Origin of the sequence: Collimonas sp., from assembly GCF_035566375.1 — a bacterium.
In the GTDB taxonomy this organism is placed as follows: Bacteria; Pseudomonadota; Gammaproteobacteria; order Burkholderiales; family Burkholderiaceae_D; genus Collimonas.
Genome location: NZ_DATMRK010000026.1, coordinates 1 through 12,586 on the forward strand (window position 1 = coordinate 1; position 12,586 = coordinate 12,586).

At 60.1% G+C, this 12,586-nt stretch carries 10 protein-coding genes and 1 pseudogene; all 11 read left to right on the forward strand.

What is annotated here, in order from left to right; genetic code table 11:
* The first annotated feature begins 749 nt into the window (after positions 1–749).
* Complete coding sequence (locus tag VNZ60_RS06990; protein ID WP_325657706.1) at positions 750–1,418, forward strand: haloacid dehalogenase type II; 669 nt, start codon at positions 750–752, stop codon at positions 1,416–1,418.
* Positions 1,419–1,453: 35 nt separating this feature from the next.
* Positions 1,454–2,731 (forward strand): NAD(P)/FAD-dependent oxidoreductase, encoded by a 1,278-nt coding sequence (locus VNZ60_RS06995; protein WP_325657707.1) that lies wholly within the window; start codon positions 1,454–1,456, stop codon positions 2,729–2,731.
* 133 nt (positions 2,732–2,864) lie between these two features.
* Entirely contained in the window at positions 2,865–4,487 is a 1,623-nt protein-coding gene (locus tag VNZ60_RS07000; protein ID WP_325657708.1) for an ABC transporter substrate-binding protein, read from the forward strand.
* A gap of 130 nt (positions 4,488–4,617) precedes the next feature.
* Entirely contained in the window at positions 4,618–5,574 is a 957-nt protein-coding gene (locus VNZ60_RS07005) for an ABC transporter permease (RefSeq protein WP_325657709.1), read from the forward strand.
* 5 nt (positions 5,575–5,579) lie between these two features.
* Positions 5,580–6,452 (forward strand): ABC transporter permease, encoded by an 873-nt coding sequence (locus VNZ60_RS07010; protein WP_325657710.1) that lies wholly within the window; start codon positions 5,580–5,582, stop codon positions 6,450–6,452.
* Position 6,453: 1 nt separating this feature from the next.
* Positions 6,454–8,340 (forward strand): ABC transporter ATP-binding protein, encoded by a 1,887-nt coding sequence (locus VNZ60_RS07015; protein ID WP_325657711.1) that lies wholly within the window; start codon positions 6,454–6,456, stop codon positions 8,338–8,340.
* Entirely contained in the window at positions 8,337–8,654 is a 318-nt protein-coding gene (locus VNZ60_RS07020; RefSeq protein WP_325657712.1) for a (2Fe-2S)-binding protein, read from the forward strand. The genes VNZ60_RS07015 and VNZ60_RS07020 overlap by 4 nt, the downstream gene beginning before the upstream one ends.
* On the forward strand, positions 8,636–10,012 hold the full coding sequence (locus VNZ60_RS07025) for an FAD/NAD(P)-dependent oxidoreductase (protein ID WP_325657713.1): 1,377 nt from the start codon (positions 8,636–8,638) through the stop codon (positions 10,010–10,012). The genes VNZ60_RS07020 and VNZ60_RS07025 overlap by 19 nt, the downstream gene beginning before the upstream one ends.
* Positions 10,009–11,202: an NAD(P)/FAD-dependent oxidoreductase gene (locus VNZ60_RS07030; protein WP_325657714.1), complete on the forward strand. Its 1,194-nt coding sequence runs from the start codon at positions 10,009–10,011 to the stop codon at positions 11,200–11,202. The genes VNZ60_RS07025 and VNZ60_RS07030 overlap by 4 nt, the downstream gene beginning before the upstream one ends.
* Before the next feature lie 342 nt (positions 11,203–11,544).
* Positions 11,545–12,201, forward strand: a complete 657-nt coding sequence (locus VNZ60_RS07035; RefSeq protein WP_325657715.1) for an energy transducer TonB — start codon at positions 11,545–11,547, stop codon at positions 12,199–12,201.
* Positions 12,202–12,262: 61 nt separating this feature from the next.
* Positions 12,263–12,586 (forward strand): annotated as a pseudogene (locus tag VNZ60_RS07040) (MotA/TolQ/ExbB proton channel family protein); the annotation flags it as partial.

Sequence of the window (12,586 nt, forward strand, 5' to 3'; positions counted from 1 at the left end):
TTGGTCTTTCCACCCGACTGACCACTACCTCATTTGGGGACCTGACCGAAGGGAAGGCAACGGCTTTGCGGTCGCCTTTTCTTTGCTTACTTTCTTTTGGCGAAGCAAAAGAAAGTGAGTAGCTGCCGGGCTACCCCCGGCATGCATCCACGGAGTAGCAAACGTTTTAGTTACGCACAACCCGCCCATCGCATGCGCACGCACTCCGTAGCCCGTCAATTGGGGTCAGAGTAATTTACGACGATGAAGCTGTCGTAAAAAAACTCTGACCCCAATTGACTCAAAAAGTGAGTAGCTGCCGGGCTACCCCCGGCGTGCATCCACGAAGTAGCAAACGTTTTAGTTACGTACCAACCGTTCATCGCATGCGCACGCATGTACTCCGTGGCCCGTCAATTGGGGTCAGAGTAATTTACGACGATGAAGCTGTCGTAAAAAAACTCTGACCCCAATTGACTGCTATTGATAAACACCTAATGGTTTTGCACCGTGATGGTGAAATTTCATCAAATCTGCCCCGCTATCGCACATTGCTGCACTGCTCGGCAAGCTATGCTGATTGCACCGCCTAAAACACATGTTTCTGTTTCGTGACACCTTGAAAACGGGAGATTCACAGCATTTGCGTATGGTGTAATTATCCCGTGAACTAGAGATCGGCGAACACCAGAGCCGACCGCGCACGTCTGTTTTCGTCGCCGCCGGGCGCTGTTCCGGAAGCTATTACAACCGTTAGAGGACTATCCTAAATGACCATCTTCAAGCCAAAATTCATCACCTTCGACTGCTACGGCACCCTGACCCGTTTCCAGATGTCAAACATGGCAAAAGAAATATTCGCGGATCGGGTTTCCGCTGAAGACATGCCAATGTTTGTCCGCCAATTCGCCGCCTATCGCCTCGATGAAGTGCTCGATCAATGGAAACCGTATGAAGAGGTGGTGAAGAACGCCGTGAAACGCACTTGCGCCCGCTGGAACATACAAACCACCGACGAAGAAGCCGGCAAGTTCTACCAGGCTGTACCAACCTGGGGCCCGCACGCCGATGTGCCGGAACCGCTGGCCCGCGTAGCCAAGGAATTTCCGTTGGTGATTTTCTCGAACGCCTCCGACGACCAGATCCAGCGCAACGTCGACAAGCTCGGCGCGCCATTCCATAAAGTGTTTACCGCACAGCAGGCGCAAGCCTACAAACCGCGCCTGCGCGCCTTTGAATACATGCTGGATAACCTCAACTGCAATCCGGAAGACGTGCTGCACGTCTCATCGAGTCTGCGTTACGACTTGATGCCGGCCAGCGACATGGGCATCAAGAACAAGGTGTTTGTGGCGCGCGGCCATGAGCCGTCTACGCCGCACTACGGTTACACGGAAATCACCGACCTCGGCGGCCTGCCGGGCGTAGTCGGTCTCTAAGCCGCATTCCTGCCTACCGTCCGCTCAGGAGCCGCATGAAACTAACATCTTATTGGCTGGACACGGCGCCCCGGTTTGCCGCCGGCGCCGAGGGGGCGGTACAAGGGAAGGCCGATGTGGTCATCGTCGGCGGCGGCTTTACCGGCTTGTCGGCAGCGCTGGCGTTGCGCCGCAGGAACCTGTCGGTGGTGCTGCTGGAAGCAGGCCAGGTGGCTGGCGAAGCTTCCGGCCGCAACGGCGGCCAGTGCAACGGTGGCCTGGCGCACGATTTTTCCGAGTTGGCTGCGCGCATCGGCAGGAACCAGGCGCGAGAGTTGTATCAGTCGTTTGTGAGCGCAGTCGACACGGTGGAAAAAATTGTCGTCGATGAAAACCTGGATTGCGATTTTTACCGCTGCGGCAAGTTGAAGGTTGCAGCCAAGCCGGAACACTATGCCAAGTTGCAGCACGTCTACCGCGACCTGATCGATGAGGTCGATCCGCAACTGGCTTTGGTTGCGCCGCAAGACATGGCGCAGGAAATCGGCGGCAACGGTTTTTATGGCGGCTTGTTGCAAAAGACCAGCGCGCAACTGCATGTCGGAAAATTTGGCGTCGGCCTGGCGCATGCCGCCGCCCGGCATGGCGCGCAGATTTTCGAAGCGGCCGCAGTCACCCGGCTTGAACAATTATCCGGGCAGGCCTATCGCGTGCACAGCAGCAGAGGCACGGTGGAAGCCAGACAGGTATTTCTGGCTTGCGGCGGTTGCGGCAAGGGGCCGTTCGCTTATTTCCGGCGGCGCCTGATCCCGGTCGGCAGTTTTATTATCGTCACTGAAGTCTTGCCGCAGGCTTTGCTGGATCAGATCGTACCGGGCCGGCGCAATTATGTGACGACCAAGAACATCGGTAATTATTTTCGCATCACGCCGGATAACCGCTTGCTGTTCGGCGGCCGGGCCCGCTTTGCCATGTCCAATCCGCACTCGGACCAGAAGAGCGGGGCGCTGCTGCAGGCGGCGATGGTTGAGATGTTTCCGGCATTGCACGACACCCGCATCGACTATTGCTGGGGCGGTTCGGTAGACATGTCGGCGGATCGTTTGCCGCGCGCAGGCTTGCACAAGGATCTGTTCTATTCGCTGGGCTATAGCGGCCACGGGGTGCAGATGGCGGTGCATATGGGCCAGGTCATGGCGGAAGTGATGACAGGAAGCCCGCAACGCAATCCGTGGCGGGAGATGCCTTGGCCACCTATCCCCGGCCATTTCGGCAAGCCCTGGTTCTTGCCGCTGGTGGGCGCGTATTACCAGTTGCGCGACAAATTAAGTTGAAGTTAATCCAATCGGACGCCGCTAGCAGCGGCATGTTAATTGCTAGTTCAGTAGTAAAAGCGATGTTGCAATCAGGCTCGGCCAGAGCTGCGGTGGCGATATTAATTTTTGATTTTTTTTGGGCGAGGCTATCATGACAACGAATAAATTCGAGAATGGCAAGGCGGGCGATCAATCCAATACCGGTGAGCAACTGGAAAGTGCTCATACCGGCTTTACGCGGCGCGACATGATGCGCACCGTATTAGCCGGCGGCATGATGATCGGCACTGCCGGCAGCATGCTGGCGGTAGCCGGCAACGCCTACGCACAGACGCCAAAGCGCGGCGGCAAGATCAAGATCGCGACCCAGTCCAGCTCTACCGCCGACACCCTCGATCCGGCCAAGACCGCACTCTCCACCGATTACACCCGGGTCCACATGTTCTATAACGGACTGACCACGCTGGATGCGAAGCTGGCGCCGCAAATGGTGCTGGCGGAAGAATTCAATACCAGCGACGCCACCCTGTGGACCATCAAGCTGCGCAGCGGCGTGCGTTTCCATGACGGCAAGCCGCTGACCCCGGCCGACGTCGTGTATTCATTGATGCGCCACAAGGATCCGGCTACCGCCTCGAAAGTCAAGGCCATCGCCGATCAGTTCGAATCGGTCAAAGCCAGCGGCCCTAACGAAGTGCAGATCAAGCTGACCGGCCCCAACGCCGACCTGCCGGTGATTTTGGCCACCGCGCAATTCCTGATCATCAAGGACGGCACCACCACCTTCACCACCGCCAACGGCACCGGCGCCTTCAAGTGCAAGGAATTCACGCCGGGCGTGCGTACTGTCGGCGTGCGCAATGAAGAATACTGGAAGTCTGGCAAGCCGTATCTGGACGAAGTCGAACTGTTCGGCATTCCGGATGAGGCGGCGCGCGTCAACGCACTGTTATCCGGCGATGTGCACTGGATCAACGAAGTCAATCCGCGTTCGACCCAACGCATCAAATCGACTGCCGGTTACACCGTACTGGAAACCAAATCCGGCCTGTACACCGATCTGGTCATCCGCCAGGACGTGGCGCCCGGCAAGAGCGCCGATTTCACGCTCGGCATGAAATACCTGATGGATCGCGAACAGATCAAGACCGCCGCTTTCCGCGGCTACGCCGTGATCGGCAACGACCAGCCTATCGATCCGACCAATCGTTTCCATTTCGACGGTTTGCCGCAACGCGCGTACGACCCGGACAAGGCCAAGTTCCATTTGCAGAAAGCCGGTGTGATCGGCAGCACGATTCCGCTGGTGGCCACGGTGGCCGCCGCCGGTTCGGTCGACATGGCGCTGCTGATGCAGCAATCGGCGCAGAAGATCGGCCTCAAGCTGGATGTGAAACGAATGCCGGCTGACGGTTACTGGTCTAATCAATGGATGAAAGTGCCGCTCGGTTTCGGCAACATCAATCCGCGTCCTAGCGCCGACATCCTGTTCACCCAGTTCTTCAAGTCGGACGCCGCATGGAACGAATCGGGCTGGAAGAACGATCAGTTCGATCAGTTGCTGGTGGCGGCGCGGGCCCAGACCGATCTCGCCAAGCGTAAACAGATGTATGCCGACATGCAGGTATTGGTGCATGAAAAATGCGGCATCGGGATTCCAGTGTTCATCGTCAACCTGGAAGGCGTCAGCAGCAAGATCAAAGGCATCCAGCCGATTCCGCTGGGCGCGTTCATGAACTACACCAGCGCCGAGTATGTCTGGCTGGAGGCTTGATATTTTGCTTTGAAAACGCGCGGGCGTGCAGGTCTGTTTTTTGCAGACATGCCTGCCGCAGATCATGTGTTAGAACAACATCCGCCCGGCTGGGTAGCGCAAGCGGGCGGATGCCAGAAAGGAAGATGTGATGAACGGCACGGTCGGACGTCTTATTATCAACCGGCTCGGCCTCGGGATATTGACATTGCTGCTGGTGTCGATCGGGGTCTTTCTGATTACCAATCTGCTGCCGGGCGATGCGGCGCAAGCGGCACTGGGCCAGGCGGCAACGCCGGAAACCGTGGCCGCATTGCGCTTGCAGTTCGGTCTGGACCAGCCGGCGCCAGTGCGTTATTTCTACTGGCTGAGCGGGCTGTTGTCCGGCAATCCGGGAATCTCGCTGGTCAACAACGTGCCGGTGGCGCAACTGATCGGCGGCCGCCTGCCTAGCTCGCTGCTGTTGGCGGCGGTGACTGCCGCAGTCTCGGTGCCGATTGCGCTGACCCTGGGGATTACCTCCGCCATGTATCGCGGCTCCCTGTTCGACCGGGTGGTCAGCGTGGGCTCGGTGGCGATGGTGTCGGTGCCGGAATTTCTGGTGGCAACCATCGCCGTGATGATATTTGCAGTCAAGCTGCGCTGGCTGTCGGCGCTTTCGCACACCGGCGATATCGCCTCCATCGGCCAATTCCTGAAAGCCTATGCGATGCCGGTGCTGACCTTGTGCTGCGTGATCGTGGCGCAGATGTCGCGCATGACACGCGCCGCAGTCATCGATCAATTGAGTTCTTCGTATGTTGAGATGGCCGGCCTCAAGGGCGCCCGGCCGACCCGCATCGTGCTGACCCATGCCTTGCCGAACGCGATCGGGCCGATTGCCAATGCGGTGGCGCTCAGTCTGTCCTACCTGCTGGGCGGCGTGATCATCGTCGAATCGATTTTCAATTATCCCGGCATCGCCAGCCTGATGATCGACGCCGTCACCACCCGCGACATGCCGCTGGTGCAGGCCTGCGCGATGATTTTCTGTTGCGCCTACCTGCTGCTGGTGCTGGCCGCAGACGTCTGTGCGATCGTCTCCAATCCACGCTTGAGGAACCGGTGAATATCATGTCTGACTCCAATGCCGTCGTCGCCGATAATTTGCCGCCGGCGCCAGCCGTCGCAAAAGCGCGCCGCTTTCCACTGTCCGTCCTCAGCTTGATCGGTCTCTGCATCGTGACCTTCTGGCTGTTGATGGCTGTGATAGGACCTACCATTTCGCCTTACGACGCCGGTCAGATCGTAGACGCCGATGTGTTCGGCGGCATCAGCCGGAAATTATGGCTGGGCAGCGATTACCTCGGCCGCGATATGCTCAGCCGGATCCTGTTCGGCACCCGTTACACCATCGGCCTGGCGCTGGCAGCGACGCTGCTGGCGTGCTCGGTCGGCACCGCACTGGCGCTGTGCGCGGCGCTGGCCGGCGGCTGGATCGACGCTGTCATGAGCCGCACGCTGGATGCGCTGATTTCGATTCCAAGCAAGATGTTTGCGCTGATGATGGTAGCCTCCTTCGGTTCTTCGGCCGAGTTGTTGATCCTTACCGCCGCCATCACTTACATGCCGGGCTCTTACCGGATTTCGCGGGCGCTGGCGGTGAACGTGCAAACCATGGAATACGTGCAGGCGGCTCGCGCCCGCGGCGAGGGCGCACTGTATATCACTTGCGTCGAGATGCTGCCGAACATGATCCGTCCGGTGCTGGCGGACGTCGGCCTGCGCTTCGTGTTTGTGGTGTTGCTGCTGAGCGGCCTGAGTTTCCTCAGTTTGGGAGTGCAGCCGCCGGACGCCGACTGGGGCTCGCTGGTGCGTGAAAACATTGCCGGCCTGGGCGAGGGCGCTCCGGCCGTCATCATGCCGGCGCTGGCGATTGCGACGCTGACCATCGGCGTCAACTTGTTGATCGATAATTTGCGTGGCAAGCGCGCCAGGAAGGACTGATATGAACAAGAACGCCAATGCCAGCGCCAACGCTCAAGATAGTGATCTGGTCAAGGTTTCCGGCTTGCGGGTGGTCGCCACCAAGGATAGCGGCGACGATGTGGTGATCGTCAAGGACGTGGATTTTTCGGTCGCGCGCGGCGAAGTGCTGGCGCTGATCGGTGAATCCGGTTCCGGCAAGACCACTATCGCGCTGTCGCTGCTGGGTTACGCCCGCGCCGGCTGCCGCATCGTCGGCGGCAGCATCCGGGTCGGCCAGCGCGAGCTGCTGAAGATGAACCCGGCCGAGTTGTCGCACATGCGCGGCCGCGACGTCGCCTATATCGCCCAGAGTGCGGCCGCTGCTTTCAATCCATCGAAAACGCTGATGGACCAAGTGATCGAAAGCGCATTGATCCACAAGACCATGTCACGCGCCCAGGCTGAAGCCAAGGCGATCGGCCTGTTCCGCTCGCTGGCGCTGCCGGATCCGGAAAACATCGGCAAGCGTTATCCGCACCAGGTATCGGGTGGCCAGTTGCAGCGCTTGATGGCAGCGATGGCGCTGATTACCGATCCCGAACTGGTGATTCTGGACGAACCGACCACGGCGCTCGATGTGACGACCCAGATCGAAGTGCTGCGCGCTTTCAAGAAGGTGGTCAAGGAACTCGGCACCACCGCCGTCTATGTCTCGCACGATCTGGCGGTGGTGGCGCAAATGGCCGACCGCATCGTGGTGCTGCGCGACGGCCAGATCCGCGAGGTCGGCAGCACCGGCCAGATCCTGACCGCGCCCGACAACGCTTATACCCAAAGCCTGTTGGCTGCCGCCGCGCCGGCAGCCCGCGAACATCTGGCCTTGCCGCCGGAGCAGGAACAGGATGTGCCGTTGCTGCGCATACGCGGCTTGGTGGCCGGCTACGGCCGGCCGGACAACAAGGGCTTGCCATCGGTGCGGATTCTGGACGACATCAACCTGACCATACGGCGCGGCACCGCCATCGGCATCATCGGTGAATCCGGCTCCGGCAAGACCACCCTGGCGCGTACGGTCGCCGGCCTGATGGCGCCGGCGCGCGGCAGCATCGCGCTGGATGGCGAGCCGCTGTCGCCAACCTTGCAAGGCCGCAGCCGCGAGCAGTTCCGGCGTGTGCAGATCGTGTTCCAGAATGCCGATACCGCACTCAATCCGGCACATACCATCGGCCGCATGCTGGCGCGGCCGCTGGTTTTTTATCACGGGCTTGACCGCAATGCGCAACGCAAGCGCATCGCCCAATTGCTGGATCTGGTGCAGCTGCCGGGTAGCGTCATCGACCGTTTGCCGAGCGAACTGTCCGGCGGCCAGAAACAGCGCGCCAACCTGGCGCGGGCGCTGGCAGCCAATCCCGATCTGATCCTGTGCGACGAAGTGACCTCGGCGCTGGATACGGTGGTGGGCGCGGCGATCCTCGATCTGCTGGCGGAACTGCGGCGCGAATTGAATGTGTCCTACATGTTCATCAGCCATGACATCAGCACCGTGCGCGCCATCTGCGACGACATCGTGGTGCTGTACGCCGGCCGCATGGTTGCCAAGCGGCCGCGTGAAGCGATGATGGCGCCGCCGTATCATCCGTATTCGCATCTGTTGCTGTCGTCGGTGCCGGCGCTCAAGCAGGGCTGGCTGGAGCAGGTGTGCGGCCGGGTGCCGCAGAATCTGCCGCCCATCGGCGAGGTTGCGCCTTCGCCCGATATCTGCGTTTTCCTGCATCGCTGTTCCATGCGCGTCGACGGCACCTGCAATGCGGTGCCGCCGCTGCGGCGCTCGCTGGAGCATGGCGGTGAAATCCTCTGCCATCGTTCCGACGCCGATCTGAAGCGTTTGCAACCGCCGCTGCTGGCGGTGGAGGGGGTGACAGTATGAACGCTAAAAATTCCCGCTTTGTGCGGCTCGGTGAGACCGGGCGCGAGAAAATCGGATTCTTGATCAACCAGCGGCCGGCCGAAGCCTTGCAAGGCGATACGCTGATGGTGGCGATCTTGAACAATACCGATCATTTGCGCCAGTCTGAATTCGGCGACGGCAAGCGCTCCGGCTTTTGCCTGATGGGCGCTTGCCAGGATTGCTGGGTCTGGACCGCTGCCGGCGGACGCCTGCGCGCCTGTTCGACGCTGGTCAGCGAAGGCATGGAGATATCAACCCGGCAACCGGAGCTGACATGGCCCAACCTCGCGTAGTGATTGTCGGCGCCGGCCCGGCTGGCGTGCGTTGTGCCGAACAGTTCGTCAAAGCCGGTTTGCGGCCGACCGTGATCGATGAGGGCCGCCGTGACGGCGGCCAGATCTATCGCCGCCAGCCGGAGAATTTCAAGCGCCCGTACAGCGCGCTGTACGGTAGCGAGGCCGAGCGCGCCGAGTCGCTGCATCGCAGTTTCGACGCCTTGCACGCGGCGGTCGACTACCGGCCGGAGACGCTGGCCTGGAATATCAGTGAGGGCCGCATCCATCTGCTCAGCGGCGGCCGCGCCAGCAGCCTGGCGTATGACATCCTGGTGCTGTGCACCGGCGCCACCGATCGCCTGATGCCGCTCAAGGGCTGGCAATTCGCCGGCACCTACAGCCTCGGCGCGGCGCAAGTGGCGCTGAAATCGCAGGCTTGTTCGGTTGGGCGAGAAGTGGTGTTTCTTGGCAGCGGGCCATTGCTGTATCTGGTTGCCAGTCAATATATCAAGGCCGGCGCCAAGGTGGCGGCGGTATTGGATACCTCAAGTTTCAAGCAGCAATTGAGCGCATTGCCGAAACTGATGGCGCGGCCTTCGTTGCTGAAAAAAGGCATGTCGCTGGTAGCTGCGATCCGACGCGCCGGCGTGCCGCTGGAAAACGGCGTGACGCCGCTGGAAATTATCGGCGATCCGGAGCGCGGTGTGCAGGCGCTCAGTTATCGCCAAGCCAATGGCGAAATCGTCAACGTATCTTGCGACGCGGTGGCGATGGGCTATCACCTGCGGGCGGAAACCCAGCTGGCCGATCTGGCGCGCTGCGAGTTCGCCTTCGATCAGACTTCGCGCCAATGGCTGCCGCAAACCGATACAGACGGCCGCAGCTCGGTGCCGGGCGTCTATCTGGCTGGCGACGGCGTGCGGATTCTGGGAGCGGATGGCGCCGAGAACGCTGGCCGGCTGGCGGCGTTGGCGGCGCTGGCCGATTATGGTCACACGGTGATGGATGCGGAACTGGCCGCCTTGCGCAAACAGCAGCTGGCGATGGAGCGTTTCCGCCGGGGTTTGCTGCAGGCGTTTCCGTGGCCGGCGCAGCAGGCCGCCAGCCTGCCTGACGAGGCGATTGTCTGCCGCTGCGAATGCATCACCGCCGGCGAATTGCGGCGCGTGGTGTGCGATATGGGCGCTATCGAAGCCAATCGCGCCAAGGCTTTCAGCCGGGTTGGCATGGGCCGTTGCCAAGGCCGCTACTGCGGTCATGCCGGGGCCGAAGTGATTGCGGCGGCGGCCGCTATCCCGATTGCCGAAGTCGGCCGCTTGCGGGCGCAGGCTCCGGTCAAGCCGCTGCCATTCAATCTTGTCGAGGATGCTTCATGAAGACTGAGCAGGCGGACGTGATTATCGTCGGTGGCGGCATCATGGGCAGCGCCACCGCATTTTTCCTGCGCCAGCGCGGACGTTCGGTGATCCTGCTGGAGCGCGGTCTGCTGGGGCAGCAAGCCAGCGGCACCAATTTCGGTAACGTGCGGCGGCAGGGGCGTTTCTTGCCACAGCTGCCGCTGGCTAATCGTTCGCTGGATATCTGGCGCCGGCTGCCGCAGTTGATCGGCGAGGATGTGGAGTTTTTGCCATCCGGCCATATTCGCGTCTGCTATGGTCAGGAGCGGGTCGGCCTGCTGGAGGAATACGCGCAGGCTGCCCGTGCCTACGGGCTTGATCTGGAGCTGTTCGCCGGTGAACGAATGCGTGCACGCTTCCCGTTCCTGGGGCCGGAAGTCGGTGCGGCATCGTATTCGCCGCTAGACGGCCATGCCAATCCACGCCTGGCGGCGCCGGCTTTCGGTCGTGCCGCTGCCAGAAATGGTGCGCAGATTTTCGAGAATACCGAAGTGGAAACCATCACCAAACAGGGCGACGATTTTCTGGTCAGCGCCAGCGATGGCCGCATCTTTAAAGCGCCGGCGCTGCTGGTGGCTGCGGGAGCCTGGGCCGACAAGCTGTGCCTGCAATTTGACGAACCGGTCGACCTGGTCGCGCGCGGCCCGCAAATGGGGGTGACCGAACCGGTGCCTTACGGTTTGAAGACTGTAGTAGGGGTGACCTCGGCGCGCGATGAAGAGATTTTGTATTTCCGTCAAATCCCGCGTGGCAATATCATCTTCGGCGGCGGCGGCCGTGGCCCGGCTTATCCGGATCTGCGGCGTGCCTACGTGATGCCGCAGAATACCTTGAACCAGCTAAGGCAGTTGCAAAGACTGGCGCCGGCGCTGGCCAATTTGAACCTGATCCGAGTCTGGAGCGGTATCGAGAGTTATATGCCGGACGATCTGCCGGTGATGGGGCCGAGCGCCCGCGTCAGCGGCCTGCATTATGCATTCGGTTTTTGCGGGCATGGCTTCCAGCTAGGCCCGGGGGTGGGCGATGTGATGGCGGAACTGATCGATACCGGCCGTACCACGACACCGATAGAACCGTTTTTGATCAGCCGCTTTGCAAAACAGAAATCCGAACGCACCAGATCGGCTCAGGCCGGCCTGGACCAGATCTTGCTCAACGTCGAAGAGTAATTCGTGCGCTGTATTACTTATTGAGAGTTTCATAATTCACGACGTCGCCACGGCAAGAGTCATCTGGGGTCGGAGTCAACGGGGTTAGTCAATTTTTGCAGTGCTTCATCGCCAACTTGACTCTGACCCCACATGACGGATTTGGAGAAAGACAGGACGTACTACGCGGTTTTGTTCTTTTTAACGATGAGGTAGCTACTCCGTGGCCCGCTAAGTGGGGTCAGAGTGAAGTTTCTGCAAAAAGCGCGCAGAAAGTTCACTCTGACCCCAGTTAGCTGCGTTTGCTAGGTGCATTGAAAAAACGGGCAAAGGCATTGTCATGTTGTTAGTCAAGGAGTTTTTATGGATTTCACGCAGGATGGGAAGAACCCTTCCAAGAATGTAGTTGGCATCGGCGTGGTTGTTCTTTTGCATGTGGTTTTGGTTTATGCATTGCTTACCGGGCTTGCCCGCAAGGTTGTGGAAGTGATTCAGCAACCGGTCGAAACCAAGATCATCCAGGAGATCAAGCCGCCGCCACCGCCGCCACCACCGGACAAGCCGGTACCGCCGCCGCCAAAATCGGTTGCGCCGCCACCACCGTTCGTACCGCCGCCAGAGGTAAAAGTAACGCCGCCGCCACAAGAGAACGTGATAGCAGCTGTAACCAATGTCAAACCGCCAACCAACGATTTGCCGACGTCTGTAGCGCAACCGTCGACTACCGGTGAAGTTGCACCACCTGCACATACCAGTGCGAGAGTTGATGGTAATTGCGAAAAGCCGGAGTATCCGAGAACCTCGTTACGTAATGAAGAAGAGGGTACTGTGGAAATCCGGATGACTATTGGTATGGATGGCAGCGTCGTAGAGTCATCCGTTGCGAAGAGCAGTGGTTTCAAGGATCTTGATAGAGCAGCATTGAAAGCGTTAAGTCTCTGCCATTTCAAACCGGCCATGGCAGACGGCAAACCGGTGCAATCGTCAACATCGATTCCGTATGTCTGGAAGCTCGAGTAGCGCGAGCCATTTACCATGTCGCGATTGCGGCAATCTACTTTCTAACATTTGGAGTATTAGTATGTCTATCACTCGTAACCGCCTATCCGCCCTGGTTGCCGCCTTGATGATTTCCGCTGCGACGCTCTCCGCACCGCTGGCAGTTGCCCAAACACCAGCCGCTGCTTCGGCTCCTGCCGATGCATCCAAGGCAGCCTCATCCGCCACCCCTGTGGCCGACACCCCAACCCCGCCGCCAGCCCCGGCCGCCAAGGAAACCGTCGACAACCCCTACGGCCTCGACGCCCTGTGGAAAGGCGGCGACTTCGTAGCCCGCGGCACCCTGATCATCCTGGTGCTGATGTCGATGGGCAGCTGGTACATCATCATCACCAAGCTGATCGAG